Origin of the sequence: Methanobacterium sp. (assembly GCA_039666455.1) — an archaeon.
Lineage (GTDB): Archaea > Methanobacteriota > Methanobacteria > Methanobacteriales > Methanobacteriaceae > Methanobacterium_D.
Map to the genome: position 1 here is coordinate 1 of JAVSLW010000019.1, position 22,500 is coordinate 22,500.

Annotated in this window: 33 protein-coding genes and 2 tRNA genes; 9 read left to right on the forward strand and 26 right to left on the reverse strand. The window is 35.2% G+C overall.

Annotation, left to right across the window (positions count from 1 at the left end):
* The 4 genes from PQ963_05810 to hisE form a co-directional block, all read left to right on the forward strand.
* The coding region (locus PQ963_05810; GenBank protein MEN4029179.1) for an Asp-tRNA(Asn)/Glu-tRNA(Gln) amidotransferase GatCAB subunit B at window positions 1-700 on the forward strand (700 nt) is incomplete at its 5' end.
* A 109-nt stretch (window positions 701-809) separates the two neighbouring features.
* The gene (locus tag PQ963_05815) at window positions 810-1,037 is read left to right on the forward strand and encodes a DUF504 domain-containing protein (GenBank protein ID MEN4029180.1); all 228 of its coding nucleotides are present in this window, start codon (window positions 810-812) and stop codon (window positions 1,035-1,037) included.
* A gap of 42 nt (window positions 1,038-1,079) precedes the next feature.
* Window positions 1,080-1,883 (forward strand): CBS domain-containing protein, encoded by an 804-nt coding sequence (locus tag PQ963_05820; protein MEN4029181.1) that lies wholly within the window; start codon window positions 1,080-1,082, stop codon window positions 1,881-1,883.
* 19 nt (window positions 1,884-1,902) lie between these two features.
* Window positions 1,903-2,190, forward strand: a complete 288-nt coding sequence (gene hisE, locus PQ963_05825; protein ID MEN4029182.1) for a phosphoribosyl-ATP diphosphatase — start codon at window positions 1,903-1,905, stop codon at window positions 2,188-2,190.
* 75 nt (window positions 2,191-2,265) lie between these two features.
* Here the strand turns inward: hisE and comE are convergent, their stop codons facing one another.
* The 5 genes from comE to PQ963_05850 all read right to left on the reverse strand — a co-directional run bounded on the left by comE (window position 2,266) and on the right by PQ963_05850 (window position 5,085).
* Window positions 2,266-2,817, reverse strand: coding sequence for a sulfopyruvate decarboxylase subunit beta (gene comE, locus PQ963_05830; protein ID MEN4029183.1), 552 nt, complete (start codon window positions 2,815-2,817; stop codon window positions 2,266-2,268).
* 17 nt (window positions 2,818-2,834) lie between these two features.
* On the reverse strand, window positions 2,835-3,329 hold the full coding sequence (gene comD / locus PQ963_05835; protein ID MEN4029184.1) for a sulfopyruvate decarboxylase subunit alpha: 495 nt from the start codon (window positions 3,327-3,329) through the stop codon (window positions 2,835-2,837).
* Window positions 3,330-3,428: 99 nt separating this feature from the next.
* The gene (locus tag PQ963_05840; protein ID MEN4029185.1) at window positions 3,429-4,073 is read right to left on the reverse strand and encodes a DUF1122 family protein; all 645 of its coding nucleotides are present in this window, start codon (window positions 4,071-4,073) and stop codon (window positions 3,429-3,431) included.
* A 66-nt stretch (window positions 4,074-4,139) separates the two neighbouring features.
* Window positions 4,140-4,652: a hypothetical protein gene (locus tag PQ963_05845; GenBank protein ID MEN4029186.1), complete on the reverse strand. Its 513-nt coding sequence runs from the start codon at window positions 4,650-4,652 to the stop codon at window positions 4,140-4,142.
* A gap of 1 nt (window position 4,653) precedes the next feature.
* Window positions 4,654-5,085 (reverse strand): hypothetical protein, encoded by a 432-nt coding sequence (locus tag PQ963_05850; GenBank protein MEN4029187.1) that lies wholly within the window; start codon window positions 5,083-5,085, stop codon window positions 4,654-4,656.
* Between the two features lie 279 nt (window positions 5,086-5,364).
* Here PQ963_05850 and map point away from each other — a divergent pair, with 279 nt between their 5' ends.
* Window positions 5,365-6,270 (forward strand): type II methionyl aminopeptidase, encoded by a 906-nt coding sequence (gene map, locus PQ963_05855; protein ID MEN4029188.1) that lies wholly within the window; start codon window positions 5,365-5,367, stop codon window positions 6,268-6,270.
* Between the two features lie 9 nt (window positions 6,271-6,279).
* Here the strand turns inward: map and PQ963_05860 are convergent, their stop codons facing one another.
* The 6 genes from PQ963_05860 to frhA form a co-directional block, all read right to left on the reverse strand.
* Window positions 6,280-7,092 (reverse strand): hypothetical protein, encoded by an 813-nt coding sequence (locus PQ963_05860; GenBank protein MEN4029189.1) that lies wholly within the window; start codon window positions 7,090-7,092, stop codon window positions 6,280-6,282.
* Window positions 7,093-7,127: 35 nt separating this feature from the next.
* Entirely contained in the window at window positions 7,128-7,502 is a 375-nt protein-coding gene (locus PQ963_05865) for a hypothetical protein (protein ID MEN4029190.1), read from the reverse strand.
* 93 nt (window positions 7,503-7,595) lie between these two features.
* Window positions 7,596-8,480 (reverse strand): coenzyme F420 hydrogenase subunit beta, encoded by an 885-nt coding sequence (frhB, locus tag PQ963_05870; GenBank protein MEN4029191.1) that lies wholly within the window; start codon window positions 8,478-8,480, stop codon window positions 7,596-7,598.
* A gap of 11 nt (window positions 8,481-8,491) precedes the next feature.
* Window positions 8,492-9,289, reverse strand: coding sequence for a coenzyme F420 hydrogenase subunit gamma (gene frhG, locus PQ963_05875; protein ID MEN4029192.1), 798 nt, complete (start codon window positions 9,287-9,289; stop codon window positions 8,492-8,494).
* Window positions 9,290-9,292: 3 nt separating this feature from the next.
* The gene (gene frhD / locus PQ963_05880; protein MEN4029193.1) at window positions 9,293-9,763 is read right to left on the reverse strand and encodes a coenzyme F420-reducing hydrogenase, FrhD protein; all 471 of its coding nucleotides are present in this window, start codon (window positions 9,761-9,763) and stop codon (window positions 9,293-9,295) included.
* Between the two features lie 9 nt (window positions 9,764-9,772).
* Complete coding sequence (gene frhA, locus PQ963_05885; GenBank protein MEN4029194.1) at window positions 9,773-10,996, reverse strand: coenzyme F420 hydrogenase subunit alpha; 1,224 nt, start codon at window positions 10,994-10,996, stop codon at window positions 9,773-9,775.
* Window positions 10,997-11,280: 284 nt separating this feature from the next.
* Here frhA and PQ963_05890 point away from each other — a divergent pair, with 284 nt between their 5' ends.
* From PQ963_05890 to PQ963_05905, 4 genes are all read left to right on the forward strand, one after another.
* A complete protein-coding gene (locus PQ963_05890) occupies window positions 11,281-11,718 on the forward strand; it encodes a PepSY domain-containing protein (GenBank protein ID MEN4029195.1) in 438 nt (145 codons plus the stop codon).
* Window positions 11,719-12,438: a proteasome assembly chaperone family protein gene (locus tag PQ963_05895; GenBank protein MEN4029196.1), complete on the forward strand. Its 720-nt coding sequence runs from the start codon at window positions 11,719-11,721 to the stop codon at window positions 12,436-12,438.
* Window positions 12,439-12,571: 133 nt separating this feature from the next.
* Window positions 12,572-12,645, forward strand: a tRNA-Arg gene (locus tag PQ963_05900).
* A gap of 244 nt (window positions 12,646-12,889) precedes the next feature.
* A tRNA-Arg gene (locus PQ963_05905) sits at window positions 12,890-12,964 on the forward strand.
* A 60-nt stretch (window positions 12,965-13,024) separates the two neighbouring features.
* Here PQ963_05905 and PQ963_05910 read toward each other — a convergent pair.
* The 15 genes from PQ963_05910 to PQ963_05980 all read right to left on the reverse strand — a co-directional run bounded on the left by PQ963_05910 (window position 13,025) and on the right by PQ963_05980 (window position 22,499).
* On the reverse strand, window positions 13,025-13,342 hold the full coding sequence (locus PQ963_05910) for a VWA domain-containing protein (protein ID MEN4029197.1): 318 nt from the start codon (window positions 13,340-13,342) through the stop codon (window positions 13,025-13,027).
* 59 nt (window positions 13,343-13,401) lie between these two features.
* On the reverse strand, window positions 13,402-14,175 hold the full coding sequence (locus tag PQ963_05915; protein MEN4029198.1) for a VWA domain-containing protein: 774 nt from the start codon (window positions 14,173-14,175) through the stop codon (window positions 13,402-13,404).
* A 79-nt stretch (window positions 14,176-14,254) separates the two neighbouring features.
* On the reverse strand, window positions 14,255-15,106 hold the full coding sequence (locus PQ963_05920) for a MoxR family ATPase (GenBank protein MEN4029199.1): 852 nt from the start codon (window positions 15,104-15,106) through the stop codon (window positions 14,255-14,257).
* A 10-nt stretch (window positions 15,107-15,116) separates the two neighbouring features.
* Window positions 15,117-16,319, reverse strand: a complete 1,203-nt coding sequence (locus tag PQ963_05925) for a TIGR00375 family protein (GenBank protein ID MEN4029200.1) — start codon at window positions 16,317-16,319, stop codon at window positions 15,117-15,119.
* Window positions 16,320-16,363: 44 nt separating this feature from the next.
* Window positions 16,364-17,131 (reverse strand): proteasome assembly chaperone family protein, encoded by a 768-nt coding sequence (locus tag PQ963_05930; protein MEN4029201.1) that lies wholly within the window; start codon window positions 17,129-17,131, stop codon window positions 16,364-16,366.
* A 4-nt stretch (window positions 17,132-17,135) separates the two neighbouring features.
* Complete coding sequence (locus PQ963_05935; GenBank protein MEN4029202.1) at window positions 17,136-17,312, reverse strand: RNA-protein complex protein Nop10; 177 nt, start codon at window positions 17,310-17,312, stop codon at window positions 17,136-17,138.
* 30 nt (window positions 17,313-17,342) lie between these two features.
* On the reverse strand, window positions 17,343-18,128 hold the full coding sequence (locus PQ963_05940) for a translation initiation factor IF-2 subunit alpha (GenBank protein ID MEN4029203.1): 786 nt from the start codon (window positions 18,126-18,128) through the stop codon (window positions 17,343-17,345).
* Between the two features lie 23 nt (window positions 18,129-18,151).
* Window positions 18,152-18,337 carry a 30S ribosomal protein S27e gene (locus PQ963_05945; GenBank protein MEN4029204.1) on the reverse strand — a complete coding sequence of 62 codons (186 nt, stop codon included), beginning with the start codon at window positions 18,335-18,337 and terminating at the stop codon, window positions 18,152-18,154.
* Between the two features lie 9 nt (window positions 18,338-18,346).
* The gene (locus PQ963_05950) at window positions 18,347-18,625 is read right to left on the reverse strand and encodes a 50S ribosomal protein L44e (GenBank protein ID MEN4029205.1); all 279 of its coding nucleotides are present in this window, start codon (window positions 18,623-18,625) and stop codon (window positions 18,347-18,349) included.
* Window positions 18,626-18,847: 222 nt separating this feature from the next.
* The gene (locus PQ963_05955) at window positions 18,848-19,651 is read right to left on the reverse strand and encodes a hypothetical protein (protein ID MEN4029206.1); all 804 of its coding nucleotides are present in this window, start codon (window positions 19,649-19,651) and stop codon (window positions 18,848-18,850) included.
* A 67-nt stretch (window positions 19,652-19,718) separates the two neighbouring features.
* Entirely contained in the window at window positions 19,719-20,453 is a 735-nt protein-coding gene (pcn, locus tag PQ963_05960) for a proliferating cell nuclear antigen (pcna) (protein ID MEN4029207.1), read from the reverse strand.
* A 67-nt stretch (window positions 20,454-20,520) separates the two neighbouring features.
* Complete coding sequence (locus PQ963_05965) at window positions 20,521-21,045, reverse strand: DUF308 domain-containing protein (GenBank protein ID MEN4029208.1); 525 nt, start codon at window positions 21,043-21,045, stop codon at window positions 20,521-20,523.
* Between the two features lie 26 nt (window positions 21,046-21,071).
* On the reverse strand, window positions 21,072-21,386 hold the full coding sequence (locus tag PQ963_05970) for a transcription factor S (protein MEN4029209.1): 315 nt from the start codon (window positions 21,384-21,386) through the stop codon (window positions 21,072-21,074).
* 63 nt (window positions 21,387-21,449) lie between these two features.
* Window positions 21,450-21,881, reverse strand: a complete 432-nt coding sequence (locus PQ963_05975) for an NUDIX hydrolase (protein MEN4029210.1) — start codon at window positions 21,879-21,881, stop codon at window positions 21,450-21,452.
* 21 nt (window positions 21,882-21,902) lie between these two features.
* A complete protein-coding gene (locus PQ963_05980) occupies window positions 21,903-22,499 on the reverse strand; it encodes a DUF99 family protein (GenBank protein ID MEN4029211.1) in 597 nt (198 codons plus the stop codon).
* Between the last annotated feature and the right edge of the window lies 1 nt (window position 22,500).

Here is a 22,500-nt window from a genome sequence, read left to right on the forward strand (position 1 = left end):
TAAGCAGGAAACTCGTGCTTTCCTTGAATCACAGATGATAACTGTTCCAATGCGTCTTAAAGAGGAAGCTGATGATTATAGATACATACCTGATCCTGATCTCCCTCCAATGATTGCAGAAGAGGAGTTAATTGAGGGAATTAGAGAAAATATGCCTGAACCCCCACATATAAGGGCAGAAAGATTCGTTAAAGACTACAATATTGAAGATGAATATGCGAAAGTCATAACATCAGAACTTGCGCTTGCAGATGCTTTTGAAGAAGTTTCAGAGCAAATAGAACCATCGTTTGCAGCAGTATGGATGAGGGATGATCTTAAAAGAGTTCTTAATTACAATAAAATGAGTTTTGATGAAAGTGGAATAACAGCAGCCAGTATAGTAGAGCTTTTAAATTTAATTAAAAGTAAAAAAGTAACTCCCAAAGCTGCAAAGAAAATAATTGAAAAAATGCCTAAAAATCCAGATTCTCCCGCTAAAATTGCAGAAGAAATGGGTTTAATTGGTGTAAGTGACCTGGAAAGCGTCATAAAAGCTATAAAACAGGCCATTGATGAAAATCCTCAGGCTGTTTCTGATTACCATGAAGGCAAAAAGGAGGCAATGAATTTTCTTATAGGGCAGGTGATGAGACTTACACGGGGTAAAGCTGATCCTGAAGAAACATCTAAACTTTTAAGAGAAGCTTTAGTTGGATAATGCCTGAAATAACTTATTTATTTTTTCATCCTCATTTTTAACCATAAATTTTTAAATTACCTTAAACAGATTAAAAATAGCAAAAATTTAATGACAATCAGGTCTTTAAATGGCAAAAAATATTTTAGACATGATTTTATGGCACCCTGAAATGGACATCAGAAAATGTAACATCACTTATATACATAGAGGTGCTCCAGGAAACCTTAAAAAAATTGTATGCAGCCGAATATCAAGTTTAGAACGTGGATTTTTAATATTAGATGATGAAACGCAAATTCCATGCCATAGAATTGTTAAAATAGAATATGATGACCAGATATTATGGAATAAATAGTTATATTTCATAATTAATATAAATAAGATAAGAGGACTTTAAATGAGTGGTTCAGCTCTTGTAAAGCATTATATGACAAAAGATGTAATTACGGTAACTCCAGATACCCCAAACGAAGAAGTGATTAAATTAATGAAAACAACTGGACACGATGGATTTCCAGTTAAAATAAACGGTGTAGTGATGGGGATGGTAACTACCTCTGATTTACTCTTAAAACCATGGAACCATTCGGTTAAAGATATTATGTCAACGGACATCGTTGTTGCTGACCAGGACATGACTATAAACGACGCAGCGCGTGTGATGTTTAGAATGGGAATATCAAGACTCCCGGTTATAGATAAAGACGAGAAGTTAGTGGGCATAATCACCAATACTGATATTGTGAGATCCCACATTGAAAGATCCACTCCAATGAAGGTTAATTACTTTAAAAAAACCCTGGAACAACTATATGGCATTAAAACCAGGCTTATGCGAATGAAAGTGCCCACAGAAAAACTCAGGCCAACTCAAAACAAGATATACGCTGATGAACTTCAAGGTAGGACATATGAACTTAAAAGAGGCCTTGCAGAGCCAACAATTACTGTAAAAAGTGGTGACCGATTTATTCTGGTGGATGGTCATCATAGAACTGTAGCCGCTTCCAAGCTTGGTTGTAAAGAAATTGACTCCTACATAATCGAATTAGAGAAAGATATTAAATTAGGACTGGAAAAAACTGCTGATAAAGAGGGAATTTACACCCTTAAGGATATTGATATTATTGATGATGCTCAACACCCTTTAATAGCCATAACTGGAACTTTAAAGAAAGAAAAATCACAGAAAAAACAGTGATTTGCAGGAGACCAGTAAATTGAAAGATAAAATAATAAGAGAAGTTTACAGTGTATTAGAGAATAGACGTGATAACCCTATTAATTCCTACACTTCTAAATTAATGAGTGATGATAAAAAGAAGGCTGAAGATAAAATCCTTGAAAAGATTGGTGAAGAAGCAGCAGAAGTTATAATTGCATCTAAAAATAATGAAAATATCGTATCTGAATCTGCTGATCTTATTTTTCACACTTTGCTTCTTCTTGCCTATAAAGGCGTTGATATTGATGAACTTTTTGATGAATTCGCGAGGAGACATAAATAAATTAACTTATATTTTGTTTGCTATTCAAATTAGTTTTTAATTGGAATTAGCACATTTAGTTGCTTTATAAGTAAATTACTCCGATTTCCTCTTCACTTCTTCCATAAACCTTTCCTTTATCTCTTCAGGTTCCATATCAATTACAGGAACGTCTGCATTTCCTGGCATAACTTTCATATGCACAAAAACTGGCCCTTTTACATCTAAAACTTCCTTGAAATCAATTTCTTCTTCAAAAACAAATGTATTTTTAAATCCTACCGATTTTGCAATTTCATGGAGATCAACCTTTGTCGTGTAGGTGCACTGTGACCCTGTAGAGCCGTAGCATTGATTATCAAAAACAACGAGGATCAAATTTTGCGAATCCTGGCTGAAAATTGTTACCAGTGTTCCCATGTTCATAAGAATTGAGCCATCACCGTCAAAAACAACAACTTTTCTTTTCTGGGATAAAGCAAGACCAAGACCTATTGATGATGCCATTCCCATGGAACCAAGCATGTAGAAATGAATTGGAGAATCTTTAACTGCATACAATTCTCTGGATGGAAATCCAATGTTACATACAACTAATTCGTCCTCAAGACTTTCTGCTATTGTTTTTATGGCTTCAATACGTTCCATAATATCACTTTAAACTATTATTTCCAGAATGGAATCTCTAATAATATTCCTACTGGTGCTTCTCCTATTTCAGACAGTTTCCATGCATGGGGAATGATTTCCATAGCCTCTTCAGGGGTTTTAGGATTAAAATAAGTTATATTCAGGGCATCCAAAACTCCGGGTGTTGCTTTCCCCATAGGCACTTGAGCACTCATAAATTCGCCTTCAGTACCCCTATGGCTCATTATCATAAGTATGGGAATTCTGTAAAGTTCATATAGGGATGCAAGTACATTTACTGAATTTCCAAGCCCTGAATTCTGCATTAAAATTGCTGGATTCTTTCCACCAAAAAATGCACCTGCACAAATTCCAAATCCTTCTTCTTCACGTGTTACTGGAACATGGATTACATCAGGGTCGCAGTCTATCATTTCCATTACTTTACCCAGATTCACACAGGGTAAACTTACTACAAAGTCAATCCCTGCATTTTTCAATGATTTATAAACAGCTTCGCTACCTTCCACTTAACACACCTGATTAACAGTATTTTTGTAAAGTTAGGGAATTGTAAATTTTTAAGCTAAATAAATCCTTATTAAAAAAAATATCACTGCTAAAAAATGTTAGTCCCTGTAAGTTGCAAGAATTTTTTTGGTCCTTTCTACCACATTCCTCCCATAGTGATCATGCTCACCTGAAAGGTCGGTTTTTTCAAGGAATGCTTTAATTTCCTTCAGGATTTGTATTATTTGACGGTTTTTGGATTCAATGTCTGAAGTTTTCTCTCCCTGAAGTTTTTGTCCTCCTTCCATAAAACCTTCTGGAAAATACCAGTCTTTAAACCAGGTAAAACCATTTTCAAATAACCTGAATCCAAGGCGTGTTGTTGCTGGAGGAAATCCGGACTGTAATCCATACATTGTTTCTGCATCCTGTAAATATTCAATAAATATTCTTCCTGCTGGATCAAGGAAACTGGAAAAATGACTTATTAGCTCTTTCTCGTAAGTTGAATCAAAGTAGAAATGAATATCTCCGCCAATATCCAGCCGATTATGGATATTGAAAAGTTCAACCCAGGGGAGATAATGCGGCTTTCTGCCAAGAAATATTTTTGCAGAGAGAACATAATCTTCATTATTATCTTTTCTGATGTAGATATCCAGGTTGAATTCGTCGATGAATCTTCCTGCAGTGATCTTTTTGGCATAAATAGAAAAATCGCCTGCAGTAAATCCTTTTGCTAACTCTTTAATTGGATCTGTAATAGTATCATCCTATCACTATTAATACCTTATTTTGCAGCTTTAATCATTTACATAATCCCTATCTGGCTATTCTTCTTCTTTGCCTTCTAAATTACCAAGCCTTTCTTCAATATGCTTTATTCTTTTATTAGTAAACCCTCGAAACTCGTTGAAACGGCTTTCCAGTTCACCCACATCACGAGAAACTTTATTAAATTTTTTTTCAAGACCTGATATGTCTGATTTGGTGGCCAGTTCCCAGTCTTTAATAAGCTGGTCACTCTGTTCATTTAAAAATTCATCGATTCGTCTGGATAACACATCTGTACTTATTGGTACTTCTTTGACTTTTCCTCTTAATTTTTCACCCATTTCAGATACTTTTTCACTTACTCCGGCCATTCTTTCTCCTCCAGAGCTCTGGTTATTGTACTGTCCTGAAATACCTTCCCAAACACGGCTCCCACTATCAGAAATGCTTGACTTTACTCCTTTAAACCCTGTTCCTCCACTTCCTTTTATTTCCTGAATGTAGTAGTATAACAGTACAATTATTGCGCCTGCCAATACTAAAATTGCAAATAATTCCAGCGGCCCCATATTAACTCCTCCTTGTGGTTTCTTTAACCTTTTTATCAATATCCATTTCTTTCTTTTCCAGATCTTTCATTAATCTTTGAAGTTTTCCATATTCTGTCTTGGCTTCAAGTAGAGCAACTCTTTCACTTATTTCACTGTGGAGATATCCTACTTTATGCATGACATCAGAAGTATTTCTCCTTATTTTAGCAAGTTCTTCCTGTTGTTCCTTTGGAAGAGGTATGACATTTTCCATCATGCGTTTTGCTTCAAGATCCTTTTCTACAAGGGATATTTTCTTAAGTTCCACCTGTTTTTCAACGAGTGCCACATTATTTTGAGCTTCTCTGACTCTTCTCCATTGAGTAACAACAATTATTACTACAATTGCCACTAATACGCCTAAAATTATCAAAACAACATTATCTGAAATTGCTGTAGCAATATCAGCCATAATTTTCACCTTTTTTGTTTCTTTATAAGATTTCTTAATCCAGTTTTTAAAGCAACTATTAACTAATTTATATAATATATTAAATCTTAATATATATAAAATTGAAGTATTGAAATTTCTGGATAAACAGTAAACACCTGAAAGCTAAAAAAATCTGTTCTATATCTATTTTTCCTATTATTTAAAAAAATGTTAATTAATTATACCAATCCGATATAAAATAAATAAATAGAGAACTAATTTGACATGAAAAACAGTTTAATAAATTCACGTGATTATATGATTGAAAAATACAAAAAGGCCGGAGAAATATTATCAAAAGTTAGGAAAAAAGCAGTAGCCTATGTTAGGGAAGATATGAAATATTTGGAACTTGCAGAATTTGTGGAAAATGAGATTGTTGAAATGGGAGGAACTGTAGCCTTTCCCTGTAATATTTCAGTCAACGAAGTTACGGCACATTATACACCGCCTGCAGATGATGAAAAAGTATTTAAATCTGGAGATCTCGTTAAAATTGATTTAGGTGCACATGTAGATGGTTATATTGCAGATACGGCAATTAGTGTGCTAATTGGGGATGATATTCCTGAAGATGAGCTTGAAAAGCATGAAAACATGATAACAGCTTCCAAAGAAGGTCTTGATAATGCTTTAAGCACTGTAAAAGCAGGAGTTGAAATTGGGAAAGTTGGAGAGGAAATTGAAAAAGCCATAAAAAATAGAGGATTTAATTCGGTATCTAATTTAACTGGACACAGTATGGATCGCTGGATACTTCATTCTGGACTTTCAGTACCAAATATTAAAGAGAATAACTCCCATAAATTAGAAGAAGGAGACGTACTGGCTATAGAACCATTTGCAACCGATGGTATTGGAAGGGTCACCGACATGAACGAAGTTTACATATTCCGATACTTACAAGACAGGCCATTACGTTTGATTCATGCAAAAAGGGCATTGAAAATAATCAAAGAAGATTACAGGATTTTACCTTTTGCTAAACGATGGCTTCAAGGCAGGTTCAGTGAACACCATTTAAATGCAGCGATGCGGATGCTCATCTCATCAAGAGCTGTTTTTCCTTACCACGTGCTTCGTGAAAAAAGTAATGCTGTAGTTGCGCAGTCTGAGCATACTGTAATTGTGGAAAAAGATGGATGTTTTGTTATAACGGAATAGGGTGCTATTTTAGTTACTTTTTCCCTCACTATCTCTTCTGCAGCATCCACCACCAGATCCTGCATCAAAATCACTGAAGAAGTCACCGAAAGAATCAAAATTATCAAGTAAAGAAATATCTAAAAAATCAAAGCTTTTAGGATCTCCTTGATCATCCAAAAAATCAACGGGCACAGTATACATGTAATAATAGTAATAATCACTTGTTTTAGCTGCTGGTTTTATATATGATAACATTCTATTGAATTTTTTTATATCCTCAATATCATAAGTCTTTGTAAGAAGAATATGGGATCCCATAACAGATAAATATGCCTTTGCGCGTCCAAGGTCTTCTTTTATCCATTTATCAAGATACTTTGCTTCATTTAGAAGTTCCATTATCATTGATTTTAATTCCACCCCTTTATCAGTTAAGACATAGGTATTATATGGAAGAAGAGCTAACAGCATCTTTCTCTGCTTTATAAGATAACCTTTATCAACTAAATGGCCTCTTACGTATATATTTTTATAATCTGAAGATGTAAGTCGTTTAAAAAGTGTTTTTATAAATTCTTTTAGCTCCAATTCATTATTATCAATAATTCTCATTAAAATTTCTTCATGAGGCTTAAAATCTGATTTATATGACTTATTAATGCTTATAAATGTAGTTTTATAGTTATTTTTTGAAAACCGAGACTCAAAATACTCCATGTTCACATTAAGCGCTTTTTTTAAAATAAGATCCATCAAAGTTAGCTTTATCATCTCAGTTCCATTAGAATCTGGAGATGTTATTATTAAAGATTCTGCAGGAGTTAAATCCAAAGATTCCATTTATACAAACTCCAATTAGCATTTAAAACAACAATTTAGTTTTTAATTAACTTTAAAGCTGCTTTTATCTTCTTATTACCTTCATTATCATTAATTTCATGATATAAAATCTCTGCCTGCTTCCAGTATTTCATTGCAGTACTTATTTTACCTTCTTCTCCATATATATGGCCAATATTGTATAATGCCTCTGCAGCATCGGCTTTATTATTTATATTAATGGAATATTCATAAGCTCTGTTAAAATAAATTAATGCCCTTTCTGGATTATTCTGGCGCATATTCATTGTTCCTTTGAGCATAAAATTAGATATCTTTGTTTTTCTTTCATTTGCACGTATTCTGTGATATAATAAGATAATGCCGCCATAGGCAAGAAACATAGCTCCTAAAAGTATAAGTGCGTCCATTTTAATCATATATGAGTATTATGCTTTGAAATAAAAGCTTATTTTCAAAAAATAAAAAGTGGTAGGAATAATTCCTACTTTTCAGTTCTTTGCTTAGTAATTTGCAAGTGGGTCTTCTTTTTCTGTACTTGCTTTGTATGGGACAGGTAATCCCATTGCTATCCGGTCATCGATTGTTTTCTGGTTTTTGGTTTTTTTATCTGTTGCAAGTTTTTCAAGTAATCCCATGCCAGGTTTTACGTTCTCCATAGGTTTGGTTTCAATTAAACCTGCATCAACAGCTAATTTGAATACACTTTCACCGGCATCAGTACGTGTAAGTACTGTTGACCAGCCGTCTGGTGAACCTACAGAACCTGTTGAAACATCTGCTAATTCTGCAACGTAGTCAAGACAGACATTACATCCGTTTTGTTCGTATCCGTGTGTTTCTTTAAGTGGGATGCTTAATTCTTCATCTGCTGTGTATACCCAGAATTTACCTTTACCTATATCCATTTTTTCAACCAGATCTGGGCTAACTCCCATTTTTTCTGATATGAATGTTCGGAGTGATTCAAATGGGAAGTTTTCCATGCAGTAAACACCAATTAGAAGTGCAATTTTGTCTGCAACAAATCTTACCCCAAATGGATATGATTGCATCTTTCTTATACCCATGGTTTGACATGGAATTGCAACAGTACCTACTTTTTCAAGACCATATTGCCTTACAGCTTCTTTTAGTGCCCACACATTCGGTGAAAACGTGTATTTAGTGCCTGCTGCCGCTAAAATTTCATCAGAGGTCATAGCAACCATTGGTTCTGGTTTCCACATATTTTTTCCAGGTCCTGCTACAACTGCACCGTCTATAATTTTTTCATCAAGAGCAAAAGATAGGAGTGCTGTTACTATTCCTCCGTCCTGTGAAATTTTCTGGATCTGTTTATCAGTTGATCTTGCAGAAAGTGCTTCTTTATATGTTCCTAATACCATTTTTAAGCCCCCTATAATCCTGTATCCTTTTTAATTCTTTCCATTGGCCACCAGCTTCTTGGACACTGGATGTAACATACACCGCATTTTACGCATCTATCACTGTTTAACTCTGGTCTTCCATCAGTCATGTCTAATGCACGGGTCTGACAGGCCATTGCGCATGTTCCACACCCAATACACAGTGCCTGATTCACGATTTTAAGTTGAAGATCACATCCACATGCTTCTGTGTAACCTACAAGATCCATCATTGGTTGCAGGTAGTCCATATCATTGTTTAAAACAGCTACAACTGTCTTAGCAATTATTTCTGGTGATGGCGGGCATCCTGGAATTGATAAATCCACATTCACTACATCTGCTATTGGTACAAATGATTCATGAGCTGGTTGTGCCTGCTGTCCACCCCTGGAGTATCTGGTGAAACATCCTGTTGCAGCACAGGACCCAAATGCTACTACTAATCCTGCTTTTTCACGAACTTCTTTTATTTCGTGTAAACTGTGTTCGTCCTGCAGACAAACTGACCCTTCTACTAATGCTATATCCATTTCTGGTATGTCCCATCGGTCAACCAGTGTCTGTCCATATACTATATCTACCATTTCAGTAAGTAAAGGTGCTAAAATGTCATAATTTTCGCTTAATGACATAACATCTCCGGTACATCCGCTTAAATGGATGTAACCTATTTTTGGTTTCGGTTTTTCTTCAGCCACTTTTTCAACCTCCTCTTTCGAAACTACTTCTCCTGCATCAGATGGCTTTGATTCCATTCCTAAAAATTCTTTAATTCGGGCTAACATATGCTAAACCCCTATTTCTTTTAAAATGATTTTAATGGCCCTGGGAACTGCTTCCTCCACACTTTCAGTTAACCCCATTTTTACATCGGGTGCAGAGACAGATTCTGGCTGGCATCCAATTACGAAAACTTCGCATTTTTTACTTAGCTCATGCAGTGGTTCTTCTACAGACCATGAGTGAGCATCGTCGTACCGTCCCCTTGGAAGCTCTGTTACCTCAAATCTTCGCACTGTTCCAGGTTCTGCGCCTGAATTAACCACATCCACCACTATAAGTTTCTTCCATGATTCGTGAGGAAGAGAGAATATGAAATGTGGTGCGCTGGTCCCTGCATCTACAAGCATTGTGTTTTCTGGAAGTTCATGTTCCTTGAAATATTCCTGTAAGGTCTCAATTACTCTTGGTCCAAATCCGTCATCTTCAAACAGGACATTTCCACAGCCAACTACTAAAATCTCCGCGTCGTATGGCATTTTTATTCCCTATAATCTGACCATTTTGCTTTTTATGACACTCTTGTCCTCATCATCAATTACAATCATATGGGTAGCACATGAAAGACAAGGGTCGTATCCTCTAATTACATGAGGGCCGTACTCGTGGTGGAATCCTTCAGTTGCAGGGCCCATGGTTGGAATGTTCCAGGTTGTAGGGACTAAAGCACTGTAGAATTCAGTTTTGCCGTTTTCACCTACTTGGGCCATGTGCACGTCCATTCCCCTTGGACCTTCAATTGCACCGATTCCAAGCTTACCAGTACCTCTAACATCAAAGTTACCCACATTAGCAGGTGCTGATGTGTTGAGTTCATCCAGTATGGCTATTGCTCTTGAAAGAGCAGTTTTCATTTCCATTGCTCTGGCTACATGTTGAGCCACTGTACCTTTTCCAGAGAATCCTCCGTATTTAACAGCTCTTGCCCTTGGACCTACTTCTATGTTTACACCATCGTAGAGAGGAATGGTTGAACATGCTTTTTTGCCGATTTCAGGATCTTTGTACCATCTTTCAGGCATCATTTCAGTGAATCTGTCTAAATCAAAATTATCCCTGTTACCATAGACTATGTCTGTAGCAATTGTTGGCTGGTCATGAACACCCAATCCTTTTGGCAGATCTTTATCTGCAACTAAACCCACAATAAGGTCTACGTGCTCATCTACTTTTGGTTGAAGTGCTTTTAATCTTGCGTATAACCTTTTTCTTGCAAGTTCAGATATGTTTTTAGCAACCCCACCAATCCTGATGTCAGATGGGTGTATACCTTCTCCACCAACTATATCCACTACGTACTGGGCAGTTTTTCTTATTTCAGAAACAGAGTTTACCGCAGCAGCAAACAGGTTTTCAGGTACAAAATCAGGAGCTATAAGAAAATGGTGTATAGCATGACTGTTTACGTGGTGAGCCGCAATAACAAGTTCCCTTAAGAGTTTACCTGCTTTTGGCGGTTCTATACCTAATGAATCATCCATAGCTTCCACACATGCTAAAGTATGAGGTATAGGACAGACACCACAGATCCTTTGCACGATTACTGGTGCAGTTTCTGGAGATTTGCCTGTTACTATTTTTTCCAGCCCTCTGACAGGAGTAATACTAAAGTATCGCCCCTTAGTTACTATTCCCTCATCATCGACTTCCATGACCAATTCTGCGTGTCCTTCCTGTCGTGATGTTGGCGATATGACAATCTTTTCGCTCAAATGTATCACCTCTTGTTTTTAAAAATATATGATTATCAATATTTCAATTTATTATCTTTAATAATAAGCTTTTCTTTGAAAAAAAAAATGAAAAATATATATATGATGAATAACCAATTATATAGTTTCAGATTAAAAATTCATAAAAGCTCTTTGCTTTTTCAAAACACTCCTTTTAATTCAGGTAAGATGCGTAAATATAATAACTTAAATGATCATATCAATAATATGTTCATTAAATTAATAACTCCAATTTGAGACAGTCAGTAAAAGAGGTGAACCAAATGGTTAATACAAAGATCCTGATATCTGTTATTATTGTAGCCTTAATAGGGGCTGCAGCAGCAGGTTATCAGATTTCATCAACTACTCCCGGACTATGGCAGCCTACTAATCCTGCCAATCCACAAGAACAACAATCTCCAGGCCAGAGCAGTCAGCAGTCTATACAAACTCAAGGTGAAACCCAAGGAGGAACTTCTGGAGGGAGCCAAAGTGGAAATGGAGGTAGTAATGTGAAAATAACACCAGATCAGGCTAAATCTATAGCCCAAAAATCAATAGAAGAGCCTGGTGTTACAGCAGGTACTCCGGAATTAATAACAAGAGACGGGACTAAAATTTACATTGTTCCAGTCATGGACAACAGTAAGCAGGTCGGAGAATTTGAGATAGATGCTCAAACTGGCAAGATTATTGGAGGTGCAGGAGGTGCACCATAGATGGTTGAAATGGTTGTAACCGAAGTTGAATGCTGTAAAATAATCTCTAAAGACGTTAAAGATGCAATAGTACTGGAAGGATCACCAGAATTAGGTCTTATAGGCAATATAGTAGGATGGCTTTTAGTTGAAGAGCTTAATATGGAGCAAATAGGATATATTGACTCCAAATATTTCCCCCCACTTGCGGTACTGTATAAAGGAAAGGCTATTCATCCATTCAGAGTATATGCAACTGATGGAATTGTAATGTTCCTTTCAGACTTCATTATTCCGCCAAATGTTACTTACGATATGACCAATGCAATAGTAGACTGGATGAACAGAAACAACAGTAAAGAAATCATTACATTCAACAGCATAGTAGTAAAAGGGAAAACTCAGGGAGTTGCAGGTGTAGCAAACTCAGATCAATCCCTGGAAAGACTTGGAAAGTTAAATGTACCCATATTACCCTTTGGAAATATAGCAGGGCTATCAGGTACACTACTTACAAGGAGCATACAAAAAGGCATACCGGGGTCCTGCTTATTTGCAGAGGTATTAAGTCCATATCCTGATCCAAGAGCAGCTGCAAATGTGATCAATGTTTTAAATAAAATGATAGGTACAGAAGTTAATGCAGAACCCCTCATAAAAGAAGCTGAAGAGATAGAATCAAGGCTCCAGGAATTATCTCAACATGTCCAGAGTGAACCAGGATCACAGATGTATATATAAAGACTTGAAAAACGGAATCCTAAATATAAAGAGATTCTGATTCACTTAATTTTTTAAGGGGTTTTGTTAACGTTTGCTTTATATACTAGTTTTTACTAACCTATTAATTACCAGTTTTAAGCCATGTAAATGTGGGCCCGTAGCCTAGCTGGATAGGGCGTCGGACTTCTAATCCGAAGGTCCCGGGTTCAAATCCCGGCGGGTCCGCTCATCCACTCAAAAATGCTTTGCAATTTTTGGTGCCTGCAAAAACAAAGTTTTTGCAGCCGAGGAAACGCAGTTTCCTACGGCCCTCGAAAATTCTATGAATTTTCGAGCGGTTGATCAAAAAATATCCTCGTTTCGCTCGGACGAAAGCAAAAAAGCGAACTTATTTATTTTAAAATATTTCAAACAGTTTTAATATCAAACTTTATAAATCATGCATAACAAAACATTTTTGAATAAATGTGGGCCCGTAGCCTAGCCAGGATAGGGCATCAGACTCCTAATCTGAGGGTCCCGGGTTCAAATCCCGGCGGGTCCGCTAAACGCTCAAAATTCTATGAATTTTTGTGTCAATACTCACATCACCTCAAATTTAAAATTAAATTTCACTAATTAAATCAGCAAGCTGTTTTAAATCACCTACTTCAAAAACTTCAGCCCCTGCTTTTTCATAATGCGAAACACGGCTATCAGCCACATTCCATTTATTTTTCGGCTCTGGATTCAATATTAAAACTCTTTTAGACTTTTTAACCATATTTTCAATAAGTTCCGCACTTTTTGGTATTCCTTCTTCCTTGGGACCTGCCCAATCTCTGCAATCACTTAAAATCAGTACATAAGATTTACTATTTAAGTTAGCATGTTTTAAAAAACCTTCAAATGCTGTAAACATATTAGATTTACCGCGGATCATTGAATTATTTTGTCTGATTTCTAAAACTTTAATGAAAGCATCAATTACGTTGATTTCCTCTAAAGCAGAGGAAATATTTCAGCAGTTTTATTATCAAATTCAAATGCCCTTGTACGATTAAATGAATTTTGGGCTGCATAAACCATGCAAAAGAACCAGATACTAATCCAATCACACGAAACACTAACATCACTTAAAAAATAGTGATTCTGCTTTTTAATCTTTGGCTTGCTCTTAACAAGTTCAAGAAGAGTTCCCCCATGTTTCATGTTCCTTCTGATACTTCGCCTAATATCTGGCTTTTGTTTTCTGGCCATCTTATATCTACGCACTCTTTTTGTGGCGATTTTTCGACCAAGCTTCTGGCATAAATCTATTAACTCCGGTTGAAGCGTGTTTAAAGTTCTGATATTACTTTTTAGAAGCTCTGAGTTACCTTCCATGTTGGCATTATCGTTTATGTCATTTAAAGTGTTTTTAATGTAATCTATTTTATACTGCTGTGCTTTATCCCCTGAATCAAAATCAGAAACTTTTCTTGTGCTTATTGATACATTGTACTTTTTTATGAATTTTGATTTATCAATGAACCCCTCTGGAAGCTTTTGCTCTTCGTTTTTTCCTTTTTCCTCAAAAAATAATTTATACAATTCGTTAAATTTCTTTCTCTGGCGCTGATCTTTAAGATAAATGCATGCCAAAGCCTCCTGTAAATTCCCACCATTATTCTCAATTAAAGGAGCAGCTTTGCATGCAATTTTTGTGCTTCTAATACTTGCTGGAATTCCATTTTCCCGGAGCATGCCTGAAAATTTAACTATTTCATTTATCATTTAAATTCCAAGAGTTTTATTGTTAATACTCCTTAACCTCAACTAATCTCTTTTACAACTAAATATTATATTTAAGAGGCTATTTTACTTTAATATCGTCTAAAACTTTCTTTCTATCGTCTTCATTTTTAATAACAACATTAATAGTCTTTTTAAAAGAATCATTATCTAAATTATCCTCATTAAATAACATAATGCTCCTTACCCAGTCAATAGTAGTCCTAATTGAAGGGTTTTTAGTAAGATTAAGCTTTCTTATTTTTTGTATTGCCTTTACAACATTTTTTACGAGCTTCAAGGATGCTTCAGTAGTATGCGATTTTACAATTTCAACTTCCCTTTCAAATGAAGGGTAATCAATGTATAAGTATAAACAACGGTCTTTTGTCTCATCTAAAAGCTGCCGTTGAGAGTTTGAAGTCATTATAACCATTAAATCATTCTTTAATTCAAAAGTTCCCAGATCATTAACTGTAATCTGTTTTTCTCCAAGAGCTTGAAGTAAAAAACTCTCCACTTCTTCATCAGCTTTATCAATTTCATCAATTAAGATAACAGAAGGTTTTTCATTCATAAATGCTGATAATAGCGGCCTTTTTATAAAAAATTCTTCCTTGAAGACATCATTTTCTGTTTTCTTAATCTTAGACATTTCAAGACTTAAAAGCTGCTTTTGATAATTCCATTCTCCAACGATCTGTTCAAAAGTTATGCCTTCATAACATTGTACTCTGAAAAAATTCCTTTCAAATGCCTTTGAAATAGCTTTTGAAAGTTCAGTTTTACCTGTTCCAGGAGGCCCTTCAATAAGAATTGGTTTTTTAAGTGATAAAGCAATAAAAACAACTGTAACTATATTATCGTCAGGAATGTAATTATTTTGAGCTAACACATCTTTTATGTGCGTTATATTCAATTCACTTGTTTCCATTATCTTTGCCTTAATCTAATAATATTTTACCGTACATTCCACCTGCACCAGGTTGAATTTTAAGAGTATTTTCTCTAAATGACTTTATAACTTCCGTCAATTTAGATTCTATTCCTGTAACTTCATCAAGAGGTGCATAAATCAAAACTTCTATCTCGCTTCCAAATGTATGCACTAATTCTTTCCAGATTTTCTGCACAAAAATAGTAGTAATTCCCTTTCCATAAACAAGGCTTATTATCTCAGCAAGTGGAAGAATATGAGTATATTGAGGCCTAAATTCTGGATGATGTGGTTCATCCCACTTTGCAATATCTCCAATCCTGTCTTTAACACCTTTTTTGATTAATCCACCACAAGGACATCTCATTTTAAGTTTTCTGGCTTCTTCAATCGTAAATATTTGATAACATCTCACACATCCAGTTTCATGATATTTACCAAGCCTTGGATCGAATCCGTAATTTCCTACAACTTTTTTTGATCTTATGGCTTCTTTAAAAGCATCATAAGTCCATTCTTTAATTTCAATTTCATTAAATTCTCTTCCAAGCCTGTGAGGCCATGGAGAATGAGCATCAGAGTTTGAAAGAAAGGGGATATCTTGAAGCTCTTCTATTCTATCTGCCATATCTGTGTCAGCAGAAAGTCCAAGCTCTAAAAAATCAGGTTTGTCGTTATAACAGTCGTAAATGCTGTTAAATTCCTTGTAAATACTTGTCCATGGAGTAAATGCATGGGATGGGCCGATTAATCCATTATGATCTCTAACCAGATTCATTAATTCTGCTCCATTCATGTTAACTCTGGATCTTCCCTCAGTATCGATGTTTTTTGAAGGTAATTCTTCTCGAATTTCATAAGCAGATTCGATTGAAGGTAAAATTATGAGTTGATGAACTCTATTTTGATCTTCCACTTCTACTGTTAAAATAAATTTACATTTGTCTACTTTAGTTTCTGGATTTTCAACTGTTTTTAAAAGGCGTGTCTGTGAATTTTCATCGCAATCTTTAACGGAATATATTCCAGTTTCTGATGGATTTGTACTATCTTCTATTATTTGAAGCCATCCTGGATGAAGTGCATCTCCAGTACCAATTAAATCCAGTCCTTTAAGCTTTGACTGTGATGCAATTGTATTTATCACCATGTTTTTTGAGGTTGCCTTTGAATAAAGGCTGTGGGTATGGAGATCTGTTCTTATTATCATTCCATCACTACAGGAAAATTGAAATTTTAAAAAATAACGTTTGTTTACCCAATGTATCTTAAATCTTCTTCGCCGGGAGCTATATGCATTCTTTCAGCCATTTCTCGCTCCATTTGCTGGGCTCTGGATATCATTTTCCTTGTTTCTTCAGCTCTTTCTTCTAATTTTACAATATCTATTTCTATACCAAGTATTTCCATTAAAACTTTTAAAACTGCTTTTGATGCTTCAGCATCTATGAAATACCCTGGTGTTTCGCCCATAAGACATACTCCATTCACGCCTCGAAGCATTCCCATTCCTAAAAGAAGCCCTGAAGCCCCTATTATACCACCATCAGCGGATCTAAGAGTTACATCATGTTCTTTTAACATTTCAGCAAGCTCTATTGATGTAGCAGCACCTAAAACTCTTGATTTTTCCACAGGCTGTCCTGTTCCGAGACCACCAAGTGTGAACATCTTTTTAACGCCATGTTTTTCTACTAAATCAAGTATTATACCACATACTTCATGTTGACCTTCAGGACTTAATCCCTGAGTATTTCCAACAAGTATTATATAATCTTGCCCATTGTTACCTTTAAGCGCGTAGAATTCATTCTTCATTGGTTCAATAGTCCCATCTTCGTTTACAAAGACTTGTGGTGGAAATGATGGCGAGTATAGCTCTGCAAACTTTTTTGCGTCAAGTTCATGAATAATGTGTTCTGCAACTAATTTCCCAACATGACCGATTCCAGGAAGCGCCTCTATGAATACTGGTTCTTTAAGATCCACTTCTTCTATCATCTTAATATAACTTTTATCCATCTAATCACCCCTTATTTTTTTTTAACAATTGTTTTTTAAGTATTCTTCTATATTTCCCATATTTATCTTCAGGAGAATACCGGGGTGGATATACTACTCCCACTTCTCCCTTGCAGTAAGGACATTCATTTTTAAGTGTATATACTTTACAGGACTTACACTTTTTCATTTTCATTTTCATTAAAAGACCTGCAGCTGTTTAACTAAGAATTCATGCTTTTTCAAGCTCGCGCTGGAATTCTCCTTCGCCACCTTCTTTTAAAACAGTTTCAATGCTTTTTTTGGCTGCTTCTTTCATTAAATTTTCTGCTGTAATGTAATCAGAGGATTTAACTATTAGTCTGTATCTTGGAGCTCCAACACATTGAACTGAAATGCTTTCATCTTCTACAGCACTAAGTGCATTTTTTATCACTTCAACACCATTTGGTGCATATGATTTTAAGTCAACATATCCAGTTATTTGAACTTCAGGAGGAGTTATATTCTTTTTAGCAACTTCAGTAATGGTTTCTGCCCATTTATCATTGATACCATGATTTATAAGTGCTTTTTCACCTTCTTCTGCAGCTGTTTCAAATGCCTCATAAAGATCTCCGAATTCTTCCAGGATTTTATATCCAATTTCTTCATATGCGGCATCAAGGTCTTTTCCTATTGTTTTTGCAGTTATTTCAAGGAGTTTCTCTGCCTTCTGTTCTATTTTCCATTGCTGGATCTTTCTTGTCCTTTGATCTTCCCTTATTCTTTTTAAGGAAACATCTACATGTCCTTTTTTTGGGTTTACCCTTAAAACTCTTGCCACAATTTTCTGGTTTTCACGAACATAGTCTCTGATGTTTTTTACCCATCCAGAGGATACTTCAGAAATGTGAATAAAAGCTTCTTTTCCTTCATATTCTTCAAGAGAGGCAAATGCACCATACCCCAAAACCTTATGGACTGTTCCTACTACCAGATCACCTTCGTCTGGCCACTCTTTTCTCATTCTTACCATTAGAACACCTGAATTAATTGTCCTTAATCAAGGACTTCAACAATCTGAGCCGCTATCAGAGACTTCCCGCCTTTAGGTTTTACCAGTGTTTTTCCACAGATTATGCACTGAACATTTGATGCAGCATGATCAAATACTGTTTGCTTGTTTCCACAGTCCAAACATTTTACTTTTAAAAAATTACCTTTATGATCTCCTGTAACTACCATTAAAATCACCTAACTTACAAATTCCACTTTTCCAGCCCTAAATGAAGATCTTTTTATGTGAGATTTTCCACATTCTTTACATTTGTACCTTAAATCCAGTTTTTTAACTGGTTTGTTTCCAGATGGAAGTGGCCTTGGATAACCTCTATATCCACTGGTGACACGCCTAAACTGACGCTGCCCCCATTTAAGTTCGCTGGCTTTCCTTCTTTTTGATTCGAATACTTCGTGAGCAGTATGTTTTTTGCAACTTGGGCAATATGTTCTTCTTTCTTTTGGAATTTTCATTATAATCACCTCATTTATGAAAATGAACAAAATTTATTATATTTAACTCATCTAAAAGTTTAACAAATATTAACTTTATTTATTTTTAACAGCTTATTTATATGTTTGGATAAAGATTTTGGATGAAACTCAAATTATCAAATTATTAGATCTTCTTTAATACAGGAACTATAAAGTTAATGGGTGCTCTTTAGTTTGGACTGGACAGTAAAAATGGTTTAATTATTTATAAGCTATTTTCTCATGTTTTTTTATGAATCTGCCCTTCTTATTCTTTATAATTATCTGTGCATTTGCTTCAGGCATTGAAACAATATCTTGAGGTAACAAAGGCCCATAAATTTCTCTATCAACTCCAATAATAGGGGGAAGCTCTTCCAGGACTATTAAAGTCTTTATTTGACTTTTTTTATCATCATGGGGTTTTGATGTTTCTGTTATTTCTCTTTCTTCAAGCTCTGGAATTTCATATGTCTGATAGCTTTCTATATCATGATCTATTCCTGTAGGAACCTTCTTATTTTTATTTTCCTTAAGATCAGATCTAATTTTTGATTCGGAGCCACCATGCACCTCTTTTTCCACTTTTGAAGGGAATAATTTAGATCTTTTAACTTTAAACTTACTTAAAGGACTGACAATCTCTTTTCTGTACTTTGAAAAGGATTTAACAACAGAATAATACAGATTCTCCTCTTCAGGAGTCATGTTTTGAGGAGGAGGTGGAGGAGAATCAGCGCCATTATTAGAAGAATTTTCGTTGAATAATCTCCGAGATTTCTGTATGTTAAGAAGTGCACTCTCGATTATTTTGTGTTCACGCCTTTCACATATCTCTGCTGCAATTCTTCGAGTATCGCGATGCAGATAAGAATAAAAAGAGAGAGGATTATCACCTATTTCTTTTATAAGTTTATTCAGGTAACTATAAACATCGCTGTAGAAATTATCTCCAACATCAGCTAATCCACTTATGTTCCGCTCTTTTTTTTGGATTTCTCTTAGTCTCTGGAAAAATTCATCCAACCTTAATTCCTCACTTTTCAAATTAACCTGAACAAACCATTTTCATTAAATAAAAAAAATATTAAGTCTATTCTTCAGTTTCTACACGTGGTGCTAAAAGGAAACTTAATTCTCCTTCATCTGAAATCATTTTAAGTGAAAGACTAAGCGGCATGTCGCTTCCAAGCTTTAAAAGAACTGTATCAGAGAATTTATCTGCCTTAAGCATTTCTTTAATCTTTTCAAGTGAAAAAACAGATTTTGCGTTTGTATCTATTTTTTCTCCGTGAAGATATTCTATCTTTGCATCTCCAAACTCACCTTCTGCCTCTGCAATAAATTTATCTGCATCTACAGTGAATGCAACCTTATCTGAAACTATTTCAATGTCCTGCACTGAATTTTTAAGAAGGGCGAACGGAACTTCGAATTCTGTTGGATATTCAAGATCTGGAGGGCTGGGTGCTTCATATTCTATGTCTATAAGCCTTATTTTAAACCTGCGGCGGGCATCACCCTCAAATATAACAATAAGGTTTCCTTCATCTGTCCTGAGTTCAACAATATCATCGCTTCTGGCCCTTTTTAGCACTTTCATAAGTTCTTCAGTGTCAACATTGATTCTTTGAGGTTCATCAACTACAAATTCATCAAATAGTGCAGGTTTAAGTTCAAGATGGACAAATGTGATGTGTGATCTATCCAGTGCGTCCAATCTCAAGCCTTCGCTGTCTGTCTGTATCTGCACTTCATCCACTATGGAAGAGATAGCATCGAAACTTGTTTTTAAGATGTTCGAATCGCCCAGTACTGCTTTAAACATTTCCACCCTCCAAATTAAGAATTATTTTTTTATCTTATTTATCTATTATTTTTATATATTTATCCTTTTATCTATTATTTTTTGTAGAGTCAGAAGATTTTTTATCATATGATTCTATATTATTATCTATTCTTTCAAAAAACGATTTTCCAAGAAATTTGTATGCAAAACTACAAGCTATCAAAACTATACCTGTTAAAATTAAAAATACTGAAAATACTTCCCTTTCCCCAAATACCACGTTGTCTGCAATCCTATATGCTGGCTCTGTAATCATTGCTATGCCGAATATGATCAGTAAAATACCTGTAAAAGTACCTGTGCACATTAATATTTCATTTTTCCTAGATTTGATATTTTTAACTCTTTCTGGACCCAAAAAATCGCTTATCATTGGAAATCCATGAGGTTCGTGCTCTTCCTTTTTATCCGCGGATTTAGAATTTTCAGGCTCATTTGAATCCTTATTTTCCAGTCCATGTTCAGATCCTTGAGTAAAATTAAACTTTTTTAGGAATCTATATACTATGGATTTATCCGACTTTTCGTCATCTTCTTTTTCAGAATTTTCCGTGTCTGAATTCTCTTTCATGTAAATGCCCTCTTTATAGATTATTGCTAATCGTATTCACGCCATGTTTGCCCGCATTTTGTACATCTTAAAAATCTTGTTTCAGATTCATCTGCCCTTCTTGTCTGCTGAAGCCACCAGTATGCCTCTTTATTGCCGCATTTTGGGCAGATTGCGCGTGTAGTTGGCAGGGTTTTTACGTCATCTCCCTTAACAATTACGTTTTCATTTGCTTTAACTTTTTGTGAAACCTCATACTTACTTTTTTCTTCAGGGGTTATATCTTTCATATATCCACATCTACATTTAAAGCAGTTATTTTTAGGAAACATTACAGTTCCGCATTTTGGACAAAATTCCATTTAAGTCCTCCGAGTTTGATATTAATTTTAACGAATTTCATTAATTTATGAAAATCAATGATGTTATTTATATTGATTCTTTATTTTATTTTTCATCAGTCTAAAAGCATCTTTAAGGATTAAATCATGATCAAATGCAAGTTTTAATTTTAAAGCCTCTTCTTTTTTAATGCAGCAAATATCAGAAGCATCAGTATCAGCCTTTAATTCTCCACCAGTTATTACAGCAAGATAGCATATTGTAACGGTGTGTCCTCGCGGATCTCTATCTGGATTTGAATATACGCCCACAATCCCCTGTAACTCAATTTCAAGACAAGTTTCTTCTTTAACTTCTCTTAAGATTGCAGATTCTACTGTTTCACCATATTCAACAAAGCCTCCTGGAAGCGCCCATGAATTTTTATAGGGACTTTTTTTCCGCTTTATTAAAATTATAGAATCGTTTTCACAGGTTATTACCGCATCAACGGTTAATGAAGGTGTTTTATACATTAAATTCCTCATGAACTATATTCAGGCACTGCCTTTAGACTCTCCAGTTTCTATGCCGGCAGCTATTAGATGTGCAACCCGTACTGGCTCAGGTATAGCACTTCTGGTGGCTGAAATTGCTACAATTTCCTCTGCATCCTTCAGATCAATGCCGCATATTTGAATATAAATAGGTTCCTTATTTTTGATTTTATAAACCTTTCCTGCATCTAACACGAATTCCCACCGTTTTTCATGGTCTTCAAATCTCATAAGTGCCTTTTTTATTCTTTCAAAGTTTGGAAACTTCCGCATTATAACAATTACAGGTATTTCTGTTTTATTAAAAACTTCCTTTATATTAACAAGATTGAAACCTCCAAAAGTAATTCCATCAAGCATTATTACCCCAATCTGGTCTTTATGCCGACTTTTATTTACCATCTGGATGATATTTTCGGTTGAATCTTTTCCATCACCTGTAATATAAGTTCTTAAAACTCCATCAAGCCATGTACCTCCTCTAAAAACCGTGCCAATTAACATAACTCTTTTTTTGGTGTGGGGAGGAAATGGTGCGTCGTCAATCCCTAAAATTCTTATTTCTGACTTGATTTTCCGGAATCTTTTGTTCTTCATC